The sequence below is a fragment of the Pantoea sp. SS70 genome (assembly GCF_029866845.1).
Classification (GTDB): Bacteria; Pseudomonadota; Gammaproteobacteria; order Enterobacterales; family Enterobacteriaceae; genus Pantoea; species Pantoea leporis.
On sequence record NZ_CP117199.1, the window covers coordinates 3,028,282 to 3,043,636 of the forward strand.

A 15,355-nucleotide genomic window follows, 5' to 3' on the forward strand; every position below is an offset into this window, starting at 1 on the left:
AGCGGGATGACAGCAGCGCGAACTGCTGTCAGGCAGAAATCAGAGCATCAGGAAGGCGTAACCTTCGTTCTGCAGCGACGCCACGGTGGTGCCGCTCGACAGCGTGTGAGTGACGCGCGTGTCGATCCAGTTGCGCTCCAGCTGATGGAAAGCCACCGACTGATCGCAAATGGTCACCTTCACGCCGGCTTTTTTCAGCTCATCAATCAGCTTGAGATTGGGGTTATCGGTGCCGTAGGTTTTGCGGAATTGCTCATTATTCAATGCCGCAGGAACCGCATCGCTGTTAATCGACACCACAAATTTCAGCTGATCGAGCGGCACGCCCGCCGCGTAATAGAGATTGGTGACGCGTGCCACGCGCTCCAGCCCAAGGTTCGGCTGACGCACATCGCCTTCATTACGGTTGATCTGGAAGACGATTTTATTGCTCAACCCTGGCGTGGTGGCCGGATTGTAGTCCGGCACATTCACAAAGTGGATTTTGCCGTAACCTTCGATCGCCGGCGTGCTCCAGAAATCCGCCGGTTCACTTTTCTTGTCAGCAAATTTGTCGCTAACCTTGTCGACCAAATCGGGGAGCTGTAATACATTGCCGCCGACAAACCCTGCCAGAGCCGCAATAACGATATAGGATGCTGGACGCATTTCACTTCTCCTGTGCCTGAAATTTACATCTGTAAGAGTGCATAACCTTGATTTTCCAGCGTCGACACGGTGGTCGGGCTGGAGAGTGCATGAATCACCGATGGGTCAATCCACGCTCTCGGGAAGTGATGGAACGCCACCGACTGATCGCATACGGAAACCTTCACGCCCAACTTATTCAGTGCGCCGATCAGCGCCAGATTGGGGTTGTCCGCCTGGTAGAACTGCTGGAAATGCGCGTTATCCAGCATCGCTGGCGTGGCATCACCGGTGACCGATACCACAAAGTGCAGGTCGTCAGCGGGCACGCCCGAAGCGATATAGAGATTGACCACGCGCGCTACGCGCTCCAGTCCAAGATTTGGGCGCGTCATCTCCCCTTCACTGCGGGTAATTTGAAACACCACTTTGTTGCTTAAACCGACCACCGGTTTGAAAGCCGCATCCGGTTCGTAATGGATTTTGCCGTAGCCGTCGACGGCGGGCGTGCTCCAGAAGCCGTCGGGATCGGTGGGTGCAGAGGAGAAATGGCTGACAACACGCTGATACAGGTCATCACCTTTACTCACGGTGGCGCCAACAAAGCCACCGACAATTGCGATAAGGGCGTATGAAACTACAGAACGCATAAAAACTCTCCGGCTTACACTGCGCGTCAATTCACAGTCCGTTTGAATAAAGTGCCTTATCTATACCACAGCGTGAGCAAGGCAAAAGTCCTGTAGTGACGGGCTGTCCGGCGTTTTCATTGCGTGAAAAATAATTAGCAAGGTTAATTGAAAAAGGGTTTCGATTGTCGCTTTGGCAGAAGTTGAGAAATGCGTGGCCGTGAAATTGTGATCCTAATACAGAGGGAGTAAGTTTACGTGCGTTTAAAATCCGTCCGATGATAACTGTGTAGCATGCTCTGCGTGTCGTCTTCACGATTAAAAACACTGATGGATAAAGCGGGCCAACACCGCTGATTTACCGCCGCTTTTCAGAGTAAACCTGGAAAAGTTCATGCCAAATTCAATAATTTTGAGCAACTTTACGTAACTTTAACTTCTGCGGATAAAGAAGCCTGTTTAAATCGCGGCGTGCTATTCAATTTTTTGCTGCAATTTCGTCATGCTGTAACCCTTTTTTCATTTAAAGCTCATGAATCTTCATCGTTTGCTTGTCGCCGCAGTCTGGTTAAGATAGAGCGCGTTCCGCAAAGGGAAAAATAGTGCAGAACATTTGAACCACTTACCTGTCCAATTTCGGGTGACTTTTACAGGATCAAGGCATGTTTAACCGGTTGAAAAAATCAGTGCTGGCGGCCCTTATTCCTACGCTGCTGCTGACGCCTGCGCTGAGTGCGCGCGCTGACGTTAGTGATACGCTGCCCGACATGGGCACCACAGCAGGTTCAACGCTTTCGATTAATCAGGAACTGCAGATGGGCGATTTCTACGTGCGCCAGCTGCGCGCCAGTGCGCCTCTGATCAACGACCCGCTGTTGAATCAATACATTAACGAGCTTGGTCAGCGACTGGTGGCGCATGCCAACTCGGTGCGGACGCCGTTCCACTTCTTTTTGATCCAGAACGACGAACTCAACGCCTTCGCCTTCTTTGGCGGCAACGTGGTGCTGCATTCATCGCTGTTCCGCTATACCGATAACGAAAGCCAGCTGGCGTCGGTGATGGCGCACGAAATCTCGCACGTCACGCAGCGCCATCTGGCACGCGCCATGGAAGAGCAGCGACGCACTGCGCCGTTGACCTGGGTCGGCGCATTGGGATCGATTCTGCTGGCAATGGCCAGCCCGCAAGCCGGCATGGCGGCGTTGACCGGTACGCTGGCGGGTGCGCAGCAAGGCATTATCAGCTTTACCCAGGGCAACGAGCAGGAAGCCGACCGCATCGGTATTCAGGTGCTGCAACGCGCCGGATTCGATCCGCAAGCGATGCCGACTTTCTTGCAGAAGCTGGCGGATCAGAGCCGCTTCTCCTCCAAGCCGCCGGAAATTTTGCTGACGCACCCGTTACCCGACAGCCGACTTGCCGATGCGCGTAACCGCGCCAACCAGATGCGTCCGGTGGTGGTGCAATCGTCGCAGGATTTCTACATGGCGAAAGTGCGCTCGCTCGGCATGTACGCCACTGGCCGCAATCAGCTAACTGATGACCTGCTGAACGAATACGCCAAAGGCAACGTGCGCGAGCAGCAGGCGGCACAGTACGGCAAAGCGATACAGTTCCTGCAGGCCAAAAGCTTTGATAGCGCCAAACGGGTGATCGCCCCGCTGCTGGCGAAGCAGCCGGATAACGTCTGGTTCCTTGATATCATGACCGACATCGACATCGGCCTGAATCAGCCGCAGCAGGCGATCGCCATGCTCAGCAGCGCCAAAGGCAGCAACAGCAATCCGGTGTTGCAGTTGAATCTGGCTAATGCCTATGTTGAAGCGAAGCAGCCCGCCAACGCCAGCCGCATCCTCAATCGCTACACCTTTGCCCATCCAGACGATGTTAACGCCTTTGATCTGCTGGCGCAGGCCTCTGCGGCACAGGGTTTGCGCGATGAAGAACTTTCGGCGCGCGCGGAAGGTTTGGCGCTCAACGGCCAGCTCGATCAGGCGATCTCCACCTTGAGCAGCGCCAGCGCGCAGGTGCCGCTCGGCAGCCTGAAACAAGCGCGCTATGACGCACGTATCGACCAGTTCCGTGAACTGCAGAAGCGTTTTAAGGTTTATCAAAAAGGATAAGAAGATGGTCAGCATTTATCACAACCCGCGCTGCAGCAAGAGCCGCGAAACGCTGGTGCTGTTGCAGGAGCGAGGTATCGAGCCCGATGTGGTGCTTTATCTTGAGACGCCGCCCGATGTCCCCACGCTAAAACGTCTGTTGAAACAGCTCGGCATGCACAGCGCGCGCGAACTGATGCGGCGTAAAGAGGACTTGTATCAAGAGTTGGCTTTAGCGGATAGCGCGTTAAGCGAGTCTCATCTGCTGCAAGCGATGGTGGATCATCCGAAACTGATCGAACGCCCGATTGTGATCAAGGGCGAACAGGCGCGTATTGGTCGTCCACCCGAAGCGGTGCTGGAGATTATCTAAAGCTCCAGCGCTTCTTTAACAAAAGGAATGGTGAGTTTGCGCTGGGCGCTGATGGAGGCGCGATCGAGACGATCCAGCGTATCAAACAGCGTGCGCATCTCACGGTCGAGGCGTTTCAACAGGAAGCGCCCGACATCTTCCGGCAACTCAAAACCACGCAATCCGGCACGCAGCTGCATCGCCTGTAATTTGTCGTCATCCGATAGCGGCTGCAAACGGTAAATCTGTCCCCAGTCGAGACGTGAAGCCAGATCCGGTAAGCCAAGATTGAGCTGGCGCGGCGGTCGATCGCCGGTTATCAGCAAACGCGTTTTACCGATTTCCAGAATGCGGTTGTAGAGATCAAAGATCGCCATTTCCCACTCCGGATCGCCCGCGATACACTCGATATTATCGATGCACACCAGCGCCAGATTCTCCATGCCTTCCAGTACTTCCGGCACAAACCAGGTGCGCTTATCCAGCGGCACATAGCCCACCGCTTCGCCGCGCGCTGAGAGTTCCGCACAGGCGGCATGCAGCAGATGACTGCGGCCACCGCCTTCGCGCGACCAGAAATAGAGATAGCTACCGTGTTGCTGAGAGAGTGCGCCTTGCAGCGCCGCCAGCAGAGACGTGTTTTCCCCCGGCCAGAAACTGGCGAAGGTTTCATCATCGGGTAAATAGAGTGGCAATGAGAGCTGTGCCGGCGTGTTCAGAAGTACCTCAACGGATGAGCGGGCAGAAAACCGCGCAAGTTTATCACGATCTTTGCCGGAGATGAACCGGGCTTCCCTGCCCGGCTTGCAGCCTTAACTTTCGCGCTTCTCTTCAGCGTCCAGCACCACCTCTTCCGGGCGCAATACGCTGATTAAACGGAAGATCAGCGCCAGGCTGACGCCTACAATAGTCGCCAACGCCATGCCTTTCAGCTCGGCCGCGCCGATATGCACTTTGGCACCGCTCACGCCGATGATCAGGATCACCGAGGTCAGGATCAGGTTCTGCGCTTTGTTGTAATCCACTTTAGACTCGATCAGCACACGAATACCGGACGCGCCAATTACGCCGTACAGCAGCAGCGATACGCCGCCCATCACCGGCACAGGAACCGCCTGAATCGCCGCCGCCAGCTTGCCGACGCACGAAAGCAGAATGGCAAAGATCGCCGCGCCGCCAATTACCCAGGTGCTGTACACACGGGTAATCGCCATTACACCGATGTTCTCGCCGTAAGTGGTGTTCGGCGTGGAGCCGAAGAAACCGGAGATCATGGTGGATAAACCGTTAGCGAACATCGAGCGGTGCAGACCCGGATCGCGGATCAGATCTTTCTTCACGATATTCGCGGTGACCACCAAGTGACCCACGTGCTCGGCAATCACCACCAGCGCGGCTGGCAGAATAGTCAGCATCGCCACCCATTCAAAACGCGGCGTGTAGAAGGTTGGCAGCGCAAACCACGGCGCATTTTCCACCGCGGTCCAGTCCACAATGCCCATCGCGTAAGAGAGCGCATAGCCGACCAACACGCCGACTAAAATCGGGATGATGGCGAGGAAACCACGGAACAGCACCGAACCAAACACGGTGACCGCCAGCGTCACCATCGAGATGATTACGGTTTTGCTGTCTGGCGATGTGCCGTCAGCAGGCAGTAAGCCGGCCATATTCGCCGCCACGCCCGCCAGTTCCAGACCGATAACCGCGACAATCGCGCCCATCGCTGCCGGTGGGAACATCACGTCCAGCCAGCCGGTACCGGCTTTCTTGACGATCAGCGCCACCATACAGAACAGCAAACCGCAGAGAATAAAACCGCCCAGCGCCACTTCATAACCCAGCGGCAACAGCAGCAGCACCGGCGAAATAAAGGCAAAGCTCGATCCGAGATAAGCGGGGATTTTTCCTTTACAGATAAACAGATAGAGCAGCGTTCCGACGCCGTTAAACAGCAACACCGTGGCCGGGTTGATGTGGAACAGAATCGGCACCAGCACGGTTGCGCCGAACATGGCGAACAGATGCTGCAAGCTGAGCGGAATAGTTTGCAACAGTGGCGGACGTTCGCCCACACCAATAGCACGACGAGTCATTATTATCCCCTATCCTCTTCGTTCTTCGAGCCATGGCTGCGTTGGCTGCTCTCGTTCACCCGAATCACTTACTTAAGTAAGCTCATCGGGATGAACTCGTTTGCCGCCTTGCCCTGGCTCGAAGAACTCGAGGATGACAATGTTGTGTTTCTGCCAAAAAAAAGCCGACTCTCTGGCCGGCTGGTTTCTTTTATTTGGTTCCGAAAATCTTGTCCCCGGCATCACCGAGTCCAGGAATGATGTAGCCCTTCTCGTTCAATCCCTGATCGATAGATGCGGTGTAAAGCTCCACATCCGGATGCGCTTTCTCCAGCGCGGCAATACCTTCAGGTGCGGCCACCAGCACCAGCACTTTAATGCTGGTACAACCGGCTTTTTTCAGCAGATCGATGGTGGCGATCATCGAACCGCCGGTTGCCAGCATCGGGTCGACCACCAGCGCCAGGCGCTCTTCGATGTTCGAAACCAGCTTCTGGAAATAAGGAACCGGCTCCAGCGTCTCTTCATCACGATACACGCCAACCACGCTGATGCGCGCGCTGGGAACGTGCTCAAGCACGCCTTCCATCATGCCAAGACCCGCACGCAGAATCGGAACCACGGTGATTTTTTTACCTTTGATCTGATCGATTTCAACCGGACCATTCCAGCCTTCGATGGTGACGCGCTCGGTTTCCAGATCGGCGGTGGCTTCATAGGTCAGCAAGCTGCCCACTTCCGAGGCCAGCTCGCGGAAACGCTTGGTGCTGATATCATGCTCACGCATCAGGCCCAGTTTATGTTTGACCAGCGGGTGTTTGACTTCCACGATCTTCATGATTGTTCTCCCGGAATTGAGTTGAGCTAAAAAAAATCGCCGGATTATACCGCCTTTTCGCTGCTGCGCCACTTGTCATCGGTCAATAGCCTGCGTCATCTAAGGATTGGCGAAAATCTGAGGCGATGCAAAGGCAGCATGAGATGGGACTCGCAAACGTTTGCCTGCGCTGTTAGAATTGCCGCGCTTAATTTTTGCCACCAACCGCAACTCGCGTGGGGATTCCGCAGTGACCGACAAAACCTCTCTCAGCTACAAAGACGCCGGTGTTGATATCGATGCTGGTAACGATCTGGTTGACCGTATTAAAGGCGTAGTGAAAAAAACCCGCCGCCCGGAAGTCATGGGTGGATTGGGCGGATTCGGCGCGCTCTGTGCGCTGCCGCAGAAGTACCGCGAGCCGGTGCTGGTCTCCGGAACCGATGGCGTCGGCACCAAGCTGCGTCTGGCGATGGATCTCAAACGCCACGACAGCATCGGCATTGATCTGGTCGCGATGTGTGTGAACGACCTGATTGTTCAGGGTGCTGAGCCGCTGTTCTTCCTCGATTATTACGCGACCGGCAAGCTGGATGTGGATACCGCGTCATCGGTGATCACCGGCATCGCCGAAGGTTGCTTGCAGTCGGGTTGTGCGCTGGTCGGCGGTGAAACCGCTGAAATGCCGGGCATGTACCACGGCGAAGATTACGACGTGGCGGGTTTCTGCGTCGGCGTGGTGGAAAAATCAGAGATCATTGACGGTTCGAAAGTGCAGGACGGCGACGTGCTGATCGCGCTGGGTTCCAGCGGCCCACACTCGAACGGTTATTCACTGGTGCGCAAGATTCTTGAAGTCAGCCAGACCGATCCGGCCACCAAACAGCTGGATGGCAAATCACTGGCCGATCACCTGCTGGCGCCAACCCGCATCTATGTGAAAAACATCCTTAGCCTGATCGAACAGGTTGATGTGCATGCGATTTCGCATCTGACCGGCGGCGGCTTCTGGGAAAACATCCCGCGCGTGTTGCCAGATAACACCCAGGCGGTGCTGGAAGAGAGCAGCTGGCAGTGGCCGTCAGTGTTCAGCTGGTTGCAGCAGGCAGGCAACGTTAGCCGTCACGAAATGTACCGCACCTTTAACTGCGGCGTGGGCATGGTGATTGCGCTGAGCCCGGCAGAAGCCGATAAAGCGGTACAGCTGATGACCGACGCGGGCGAAAAAGCGTGGAAAATCGGTGTGATTAAAGCGTCTGATTCCGAAGAGCGTGTGGTTATCAATCCATGAAAAAACTGGTTGTACTGATCTCCGGCAACGGAAGCAATCTTCAGTCCATCCTCGACGCCTGCGCAAGCGGGCGTATAAACGGCAGCGTCGCTGCCGTTTTCAGTAATAAAGCCAGCGCGTTTGGTTTAACGCGCGCGCGGGAAGCCAATGTCCCGTCACATGCGTTAGCCGCCAGTGATTTTGCCGACCGCGAAGCCTTTGATCGCCAGCTGATGCAGGAGATTGATGCTTACGCGCCAGATCTGGTGGTGCTGGCCGGTTATATGCGCATCCTCAGCAGCGCTTTTGTCGCGCACTATCACGATCGTCTGGTGAATATTCATCCGTCGCTGTTGCCGAAATATCCGGGCTTACACACACATCGTCAGGCGCTGGAAAACGGCGACGAGGAGCATGGCACCTCAGTGCATTTTGTCACTGACGAGCTGGATGGCGGACCGATTATTTTGCAGGCGCGCGTGCCGGTGTTTGCTGGCGACAGCGAAGACGAGATCAGCGCGCGCGTGCAGCATCAGGAACACGCGATCTATCCGCTGGTGATCAGCTGGTTTGTTGATGGGCGTTTGCAGATGCGTGAAGGTAAAGCGTGGCTGGATGGTCAGTTATTACCGACGCAAGGCTATGCTAACGATTGAGTGTTGTGCACATTCCGTAGCGGCGCGATTTATCGCGCATTTCGATGGCAACATCGTGCCCATCCGGGCATGGCGCAATAAATTGCGCCGCTACAAATCGCAGACTTTTTTAACCAAACCGTCCCGTAATATAATCTTCGGTTCGCCGCGCTTTCGGTGAGGTGAAGATTCTGTCGGTTTCGTCAAACTCTACCAACTGTCCGTTATGCATAAACGCGGTGTAATCCGACACGCGTGCCGCCTGCTGCATATTGTGCGTCACCAGCACCAGCGTGAAATGCTGCTTCAGCGTGGTCATCAACTCCTCGATCACCAGCGTTGAGATCGGATCAAGTGCCGAAGTGGGCTCATCCAGCAGCAACACTTCCGGCTCGATGGCAATGGCGCGCGCAATCACCAAACGCTGCTGCTGGCCGTTAGAGAGCGTTAACGCGTTCTGCCCCAACTGATCTTTCACTTCGCCCCACAACGCCGCCGCGCGCAGCGCACGCTCACAGGCTTCATTTAGTACGCGACGATCGCGCACGCCCTGCAAGCGCAGACCGTATACCACGTTTTCGTAGATCGATTTAGGAAACGGATTCGGCCGCTGGAACACCATGCCAATGCGGCGACGCAGCGCGGGAAGATCCTGATTCGCCTGCATCACCGCGTAATCACCGAGCAGAATCTCGCCTTCAATGCGGCAGCGATCGATCACATCATTCATGCGATTGAAACAGCGCAGCAGCGTCGATTTGCCACAGCCGGAAGGACCAATCAACGCCGTGATGCGGTTCTTCGGAATCTGCAGATCAATGTTATTCAGCGCCTGGCGTTCGCCATACCACAGCGACAGCTGATTAACGCTAAGGGCAATGTCGTAATCGGGCGTCATCAGAAACCTTTTTAGTGCGTCATAATCCGGTAACGCTCACGCAGCCGATGGCGCAACGCCATCGCCAGCAGATTGAGCGACAGGATGATCACCACCAGCAGCAAAGCGGTGGCGTAAACCAGCGGTCGATCAGCATCGATGTTAGGGCTCTGGAACGCCAAATCGTAGATCTGAAAACCGAGGTGCATGAATTTGCGATCGAGGTGCAGATAAGGGAACACCGCATCAACCGGCAGCTCAGGCACCATCTTCACCACGCCCACCAGCATCAGCGGCGCGGTTTCTCCAGCCGCACGCGCCACCGCCAGAATCAAGCCGGTGAGCATGGCCGGTACCGCCAGCGGCAGCACCACGCGCCACAGCGTTTCCGCCTGCGTTGCGCCCAGCGCCAGCGATCCCTGACGCAGATTATCCGGAATGCGCGACAATCCCTCTTCGGTGGCAACGATCACCACCGGCAGCGTCAGCAGCGCCAGCGTCAGCGCGGCCCACAGCAAGCCCGGCGTACCAAAAGTAGGATTGGGTAAGGCGCTGGAGAAAAACAGCTGGTCGAGGGTGCCGCCAATCAGCCAGACAAAGAAACCGAGGCCAAACACGCCGTAGACAATTGACGGCACGCCCGCAAGATTTACCACCGCGATGCGCACCAGCCGCGTCAGCGCATTGCGTCCGGCGTATTCGTGCAGCCATACCGCTGCGATGACGCCGAGCGGCATGACGATGATCGACATCAACAGCACCATCAGCACAGTGCCAAAAATTGCCGGAAACGCCCCGCTTTCGCCGCCACCGGAAGTCGGTGAATCGCTGACGAATAGCCAAATCTGACCGAAGAAGTGCAGCGTTTTGTTGGTTAAGGTCATGGCATTCGGATACCACGCATCCACCACCTGCGCCAATGGGATGGTGTGATCCACGCCGTTCACATCGCGCAGCACCAGCGTATCGCGCTGACTTTCGTGCTGCAGATGGGTTAACTGCTGCGCCAGCGCGTTAAAGCGGCGCTGTAACGCCGTGCGATTGGCATCAAACTCAGACTGCACTTCCAGGCTGAAGCGGCCGTTACGCTGCTGCTCATCGGCCTGCTGCTGCAGGCTTTCCAGCTGTGCATTAAGGCGCGCCATCTCAATGCGGCGGATGTTACTCGCCTGGCGCAGCTGCTCATGTACCTGCTGCAAACGCTGATGCAGCAAGGCATCGCGGCTTTGAGCGGTCATGACTTCGTTATCCTGGCGCAGCTCCACCAGCCAGCCATAGGCGTTACCGCCGTTGCGGCGCTGCAGCACCAACACATCAGCAGGACGACGGGTTTTCGCCTCGCCCTGACTGTAGAGCACGCGGAAATCCGGCGCGGCAAAGTCACGGTTGCCGGTTTTCACCACATAGCGCCACTGTTCGCCCTGCTGCTGCTTTTGCAAGGTTTCACCCAGCACCATCACCGGGCTGCCTTGCGGCGGCTGGAACTGATATTGATCGACCGGCTGCGCCCAGAAGGCACGCACGCCCTGCCAGCCGAGCAAACCAATCAGCAAGGTAAACGCCAGCAGGCAAACCGCGACGGCGCCGGCGGTGAGCCAGCGCCAGCGATCGTTTTGTTTTATCGCCGTCATCCGTGGCCCTCATGCTGGCTGTAGCGTTGGCGCAAGCGCTGACGAATCAACTCGGCGATGGTGTTGATCACCAAGGTGAAGATCAACAGCAACAACGCACTGAGGAACAGAATGCGGTAATGCGCGCTGCCCGCTGCGGCTTCGGGCATCTCAATGGCAATGTTGGCGGAGAGCGCACGCAGGCCAGCAAATAAGCCGCCTTCGCTAACCGGCGTGTTGCCAGTGGCCATCAGCACAATCATCGTCTCGCCGACGGCGCGGCCAAAGCCAATCATCAAGGCGGCGAAGATGCCCGCGGAGGCACCCGGCAGCACCACACGCGTCAGGGTTTGCCACGGCGTGGCGCCCAGCGCCAGCGAGCCCTGCCCCAGCGCGCCCGGCACGCTGAACAGCGCATCTTCCGATAGGGTGAAAATCAGCGGCACCAGTGCAAAACCCATCGCCAGCGCAGCAACTAATAAGTTGCGCTGTTCGTAATGCGCTAAACGCTCGCCAATCTCCGGCCAGAACAGCGTCGGCAGCCACAGCGTCAGCAAGGTCACCACTAACAGTAGCGGCAGCAGCAGAATCACTTCAAAACCAGGACGTCGCCAGCTGGCCGGCAAACGCGGACTCAGCACGCCGCACAATAATAAGGTCGCGGCCAACACCGGCGGCAGCAGCAGCACGCCAACCAGCGCGGTGCTGATGTGCGGTGCCAGCCACACGCCAGCGATTAAACCAATCACCACGCTGGGCAGCGCGCCCATCATTTCGATCGCCGGTTTCACCCAGCGACGTAAACCCGGCGACATAAACCAGGCGGTATACATCGCGGCGGCCAGCGCCAGCGGCGTGGCAAACAGCAGCGCCAGACTGGCGGCTTTCAGCGTGCCCAGTACCAGCGGCATCAGGCTGAACTTGGCTTGATAGCTGTCGCCCGCCGCGGTGGATTGCCATACCCAATCGGCCTGCGGATAGTTTTCGTACCAGATTTTTTGCCACAGGTTGCGCCAGGTGAAGTCCGGCCACGGGTTATCCAGCGCAAACTGTTGCCACTCCCCGGCGCGTTCAATGATCAAGGCATCACCGTGCGGCGCGAAGGCCAGTGCCTGAATGCCCGGTGCCAGCTGACGCGTTAAAATCGCGCCCTGCTGCTTGCTGGCGAACAGCTGAACCGTGCCCTGCGCATCGTAAGTGGCAAACACGCGGCGCTGCGGCTCCGGCGTTATTCCGCGCGCCTGCTGGCTGCCGTTGAAGGTGTGAATCTGTCGTAAGCGCGGCCCATTATTACTGGCGATAGCGAACCATTGCTGTACGCCTTGCGCATCCTGAATCAGCAAGGTGCGTCCACCGGCCAGCATATGCAGGCTTTGCGGCGGCAGATTGAGGGTTTGCGTTTCACGTAACTGTGCGCCATCAGATGTGATTTGCCACACGCGCAGTAAGCGCCCGCTGCTGGCGTAGAGCAAAGAGCCATCCGGTGATAGCAGCAGATGATCGGCCTGCTGCTGGGGCAACAGGATCTGATTCACTTTTTGCTGATTTTCCAGCGTCAGCAGGCTGATGCCGGCTGCGGTTTGCGCCGCGATCAACCATTGATGGTCGTTGAGAGCGGTCAGCGCCATGTTACTGACCGGGCCTTGCGGTAAGCGCAGTGGACGATCGCCGAGCGGGAAGCCCCATTCGCCGCTGCCGTTGCGGATAACCGGTTGCATTAACAGCAGTTCGCCCTGCATATTGAGCAGCACGCTGCGGTTATCAAAGCTTGCGATCGCCGCATCGGGTTTGCCATTCAGCGCCAGTGCGGGAGCGGCAGGTTGACCATCAAGCGGAATAAAGCGCGCTTCGTTGCGGCTGATGCGCCAGCCTAAATGGCCGTCGCTGCCCATCGCCAGCATTGGGGCTTTGTCCCACAGCTGAATATTGGTGGTGGCATGCATTCCCGGCGCGCTAAACAGCGGCAACACCACCCAGATCAACCAGAAGAACAGCAGTAACATCAGCAGCAAAATTCCCACGCCGCAAGCTGTGACGACGCGGCGCACTAAATTATCAGTGGCGCGTCGACGACGGTCGCTAAAGTGGACGGGAATACGATTTATGCTCATGCAGGCCAGGTTACCGGTGGAAACAAGTCGCTATGTTGCCCGTAGCTGATTGATAAGACAACCTTTGACGTTGGACAAGCCTGCCATACTCTCGCCATAATGGTGACGGACACTGAGCGGTAACGCATTTTTGCGTCTTTTCCGCCGGACATTCCGTCCAGCATCAGCATCTCGGAGTCAGAATGGGTCAGGATAAGCTGTATATAGAAAAAGAATTAAGCTGGTTAAGCTTCAATGAACGTGTGTTACAGGAAGCCTCGGATAAAAGTAATCCGCTGATTGAACGCATGCGCTTCCTCGGGATTTACTCCAATAACCTCGAAGAGTTCTATAAAGTGCGCTTTGCCGATCTCAAGCGGCGAATTCTGATCAGCGAAGAGCAAGGCAAACCGACCTCTTTGCGGCATCTGTTAAAGAAAATTCAGCTGCGGGTGCAGAAATCGGATCAGGAGTTTGATGCGCTCTACAACGATCTGCTGCTGGAAATGGCGCGTAATCAGATCTTCCTGATTAACGAACGTCAACTGTCACCGAATCAGCAAGAGTGGCTGCGCTACTACTTCAAACATCAATTACGCCAGCACGTTACGCCGATTCTGATTAACCATGACACCGATCTGATCGAATTCCTGAAAGACGATTACACCTATCTGGCGGTGGAGATCATTCGCGGCGACGATATTCGTTATGCGCTGCTGGAGATCCCGTCGGATAAAGTGCCGCGCTTTATAAACTTGCCGGCTGAGTCGCCACGCCGGCGCAAGCCAATGATTCTGCTGGATAACATCCTGCGCTATTGCCTCGATGAAATTTTCAAAGGCTTCTTCGATTACGATACGCTGAACGCCTATTCGATGAAGATGACGCGCGACGCCGAATACGATCTGGTTACAGAGATGGAATCGAGCCTGCTGGAGCTGATGTCGTCGAGCCTGAAGCAGCGTCTCAATGCCGAGCCGGTTCGTTTTGTTTATCAGCGCGATATGCCGGATGCGATGGTGGAAATGCTGCGCCATAAGCTGTCGATTTCGAACTACGATTCGATTGTGCCCGGCGGCCGCTACCATAACTTTAAAGATTTCATCGGCTTCCCGAACGTTGGTAAAAGCAATCTGGAAAACCGTCCGCTGCCGCAGATTCGCCACATCGGCTTTGACGGCTTCCGCAACGGTTTCGACGCCATCCGCAATCGCGATGTGCTGCTCTACTACCCGTATCACACCTTTGAACATGTGCTGGAGCTGCTGCGTCAGGCCTCGTTCGACCCGAACGTGCTGGCAATTAAGATCAATATTTACCGCGTAGCGAAAAACTCGCGCATTATGGATGCGATGATTCACGCCGCCTATAACGGTAAGAAAGTCACGGTGGTGGTGGAACTGCAGGCGCGCTTCGATGAAGAGGCCAACATCCGCTGGGCGAAACGCCTGACCGAAGCGGGCGTGCATGTGATCTTCTCCGCGCCGGGACTGAAAATTCACGCCAAGCTGTTCCTGATTTCGCGCCGTGAAGGCGAAGAAGTGGTGCGTTATGCGCATATCGGTACCGGGAACTTCAACGAAAAAACCGCGCGCATTTATACTGACTATTCATTGCTGACCGCCGATGCGCGCATCACCAATGAAGTGCGTCGCGTGTTCAACTTCATTGAGAATCCGTATCGTCCGGTCACTTTCGAGCATTTGCTGGTGTCACCGCAGAACTCGCGTGACGTGCTGTATAAGTTCATTGATGCCGAGATCGCCAACGCGCAGCAAGGCAATCCTGCTGGCATTACGTTGAAGATCAACAACCTGGTGGATAATGGTTTAGTTGATCGACTTTACGCCGCCTCGTCGGCAGGCGTGAAAGTGAATCTGCTGGTGCGCGGCATGTGTTCGCTGATTCCTGATTTACCGGGCATCAGTGAAAATATTCGCATTACCAGCATCGTTGACCGCTATCTCGAACACGACCGCGTCTATATTTTTGAGAACGGCGGCGAGAAAAAGGTGTTCCTCTCTTCCGCGGACTGGATGACGCGTAACATAGACCACCGCATTGAAGTAGCCGTGGCGATTCTTGATCCCCGCGTGAAGCAGCGCATATTGGACATCATCGCCATTCTGTTTAGTGATACGGTGAAAGCCCGCATCGTCGATAAAGAGCTGAGTAATCGTTATGTGCCGCGCGGCAACCGTAAAAAGGTGCGTTCGCAACTGGCCATTTATGACTACATCAAGAAACTGGAACAACCCGAATAACGCC

At 56.0% G+C, this 15,355-nt stretch carries 13 protein-coding genes; 5 read left to right on the forward strand and 8 right to left on the reverse strand.

The annotated features are described in order from the left end of the window. Positions 1-39: 39 nt before the first annotated feature. Positions 40-648 (reverse strand): DsrE family protein, encoded by a 609-nt coding sequence (locus tag PO881_RS14005; protein WP_101763515.1) that lies wholly within the window; start codon positions 646-648, stop codon positions 40-42. Positions 649-671: 23 nt separating this feature from the next. Then, the gene (locus PO881_RS14010; RefSeq protein ID WP_192411400.1) at positions 672-1,277 is read right to left on the reverse strand and encodes a DsrE family protein; all 606 of its coding nucleotides are present in this window, start codon (positions 1,275-1,277) and stop codon (positions 672-674) included. Positions 1,278-1,918: 641 nt separating this feature from the next. Here PO881_RS14010 and PO881_RS14015 point away from each other — a divergent pair. Then, positions 1,919-3,382 carry a M48 family metallopeptidase gene (locus tag PO881_RS14015; RefSeq protein ID WP_280171957.1) on the forward strand — a complete coding sequence of 488 codons (1,464 nt, stop codon included), beginning with the start codon at positions 1,919-1,921 and terminating at the stop codon, positions 3,380-3,382. A gap of 4 nt (positions 3,383-3,386) precedes the next feature. After that, positions 3,387-3,734, forward strand: a complete 348-nt coding sequence (arsC, locus tag PO881_RS14020; protein WP_277973954.1) for an arsenate reductase (glutaredoxin) — start codon at positions 3,387-3,389, stop codon at positions 3,732-3,734. On the opposite strand, the gene hda is transcribed toward arsC, so the two are convergent. The 3 genes from hda to upp all read right to left on the reverse strand — a co-directional run bounded on the left by hda (position 3,731) and on the right by upp (position 6,626). Next, complete coding sequence (hda, locus tag PO881_RS14025) at positions 3,731-4,432, reverse strand: DnaA inactivator Hda (RefSeq protein ID WP_036649513.1); 702 nt, start codon at positions 4,430-4,432, stop codon at positions 3,731-3,733. The two genes, arsC and hda, sit on opposite strands and share 4 nt — an antisense overlap. 93 nt (positions 4,433-4,525) lie before the next feature. Further along, positions 4,526-5,809, reverse strand: coding sequence for a uracil permease (gene uraA / locus PO881_RS14030; protein WP_280171958.1), 1,284 nt, complete (start codon positions 5,807-5,809; stop codon positions 4,526-4,528). Positions 5,810-5,999: 190 nt separating this feature from the next. Continuing rightward, positions 6,000-6,626, reverse strand: coding sequence for a uracil phosphoribosyltransferase (gene upp, locus PO881_RS14035; RefSeq protein WP_008108331.1), 627 nt, complete (start codon positions 6,624-6,626; stop codon positions 6,000-6,002). A 229-nt stretch (positions 6,627-6,855) separates the two neighbouring features. On the opposite strand from upp, the gene purM reads away from it, so the two are divergent. Beyond that, a complete protein-coding gene (purM, locus tag PO881_RS14040; RefSeq protein ID WP_008108330.1) occupies positions 6,856-7,896 on the forward strand; it encodes a phosphoribosylformylglycinamidine cyclo-ligase in 1,041 nt (346 codons plus the stop codon). Beyond that, positions 7,893-8,531, forward strand: a complete 639-nt coding sequence (purN, locus tag PO881_RS14045) for a phosphoribosylglycinamide formyltransferase (protein WP_280171959.1) — start codon at positions 7,893-7,895, stop codon at positions 8,529-8,531. The genes purM and purN overlap by 4 nt, the downstream gene beginning before the upstream one ends. A gap of 109 nt (positions 8,532-8,640) precedes the next feature. Here purN and pstB read toward each other — a convergent pair whose 3' ends face one another. Genes pstB through PO881_RS14060 form a run of 3 tightly spaced genes read right to left on the reverse strand, consistent with a single transcriptional unit; the run spans position 8,641 to position 13,108 of the window. After that, a complete protein-coding gene (gene pstB / locus PO881_RS14050) occupies positions 8,641-9,408 on the reverse strand; it encodes a phosphate ABC transporter ATP-binding protein PstB (protein WP_101763509.1) in 768 nt (255 codons plus the stop codon). Between the two features lie 11 nt (positions 9,409-9,419). Then, positions 9,420-11,018, reverse strand: coding sequence for a phosphate ABC transporter permease PstA (gene pstA, locus PO881_RS14055; protein ID WP_280171960.1), 1,599 nt, complete (start codon positions 11,016-11,018; stop codon positions 9,420-9,422). Then, positions 11,015-13,108: an ABC transporter permease subunit gene (locus tag PO881_RS14060; RefSeq protein ID WP_280171961.1), complete on the reverse strand. Its 2,094-nt coding sequence runs from the start codon at positions 13,106-13,108 to the stop codon at positions 11,015-11,017. The genes pstA and PO881_RS14060 overlap by 4 nt, the downstream gene beginning before the upstream one ends. Positions 13,109-13,290: 182 nt before the next feature. On the opposite strand from PO881_RS14060, the gene ppk1 reads away from it, so the two are divergent. Continuing rightward, positions 13,291-15,351, forward strand: a complete 2,061-nt coding sequence (gene ppk1 / locus PO881_RS14065) for a polyphosphate kinase 1 (RefSeq protein WP_101763506.1) — start codon at positions 13,291-13,293, stop codon at positions 15,349-15,351. Positions 15,352-15,355: the final 4 nt, after the last annotated feature.

Coding starts and splice junctions, on each gene's coding strand:
- ppk1 (WP_101763506.1), top strand. CDS start 13,291: ATGGGTCAGGATAAGCTGTATATAGAAAAAGAATTAAGCTGGTTAAGC.
- upp (WP_008108331.1), bottom strand. CDS start 6,626: ATGAAGATCGTGGAAGTCAAACACCCGCTGGTCAAACATAAACTGGGC.
- uraA (WP_280171958.1), bottom strand. CDS start 5,809: ATGACTCGTCGTGCTATTGGTGTGGGCGAACGTCCGCCACTGTTGCAA.
- PO881_RS14060 (WP_280171961.1), bottom strand. CDS start 13,108: ATGAGCATAAATCGTATTCCCGTCCACTTTAGCGACCGTCGTCGACGC.
- pstA (WP_280171960.1), bottom strand. CDS start 11,018: ATGACGGCGATAAAACAAAACGATCGCTGGCGCTGGCTCACCGCCGGC.
- arsC (WP_277973954.1), top strand. CDS start 3,387: ATGGTCAGCATTTATCACAACCCGCGCTGCAGCAAGAGCCGCGAAACG.
- pstB (WP_101763509.1), bottom strand. CDS start 9,408: ATGACGCCCGATTACGACATTGCCCTTAGCGTTAATCAGCTGTCGCTG.
- PO881_RS14015 (WP_280171957.1), top strand. CDS start 1,919: ATGTTTAACCGGTTGAAAAAATCAGTGCTGGCGGCCCTTATTCCTACG.
- PO881_RS14010 (WP_192411400.1), bottom strand. CDS start 1,277: ATGCGTTCTGTAGTTTCATACGCCCTTATCGCAATTGTCGGTGGCTTT.
- purN (WP_280171959.1), top strand. CDS start 7,893: ATGAAAAAACTGGTTGTACTGATCTCCGGCAACGGAAGCAATCTTCAG.
- PO881_RS14005 (WP_101763515.1), bottom strand. CDS start 648: ATGCGTCCAGCATCCTATATCGTTATTGCGGCTCTGGCAGGGTTTGTC.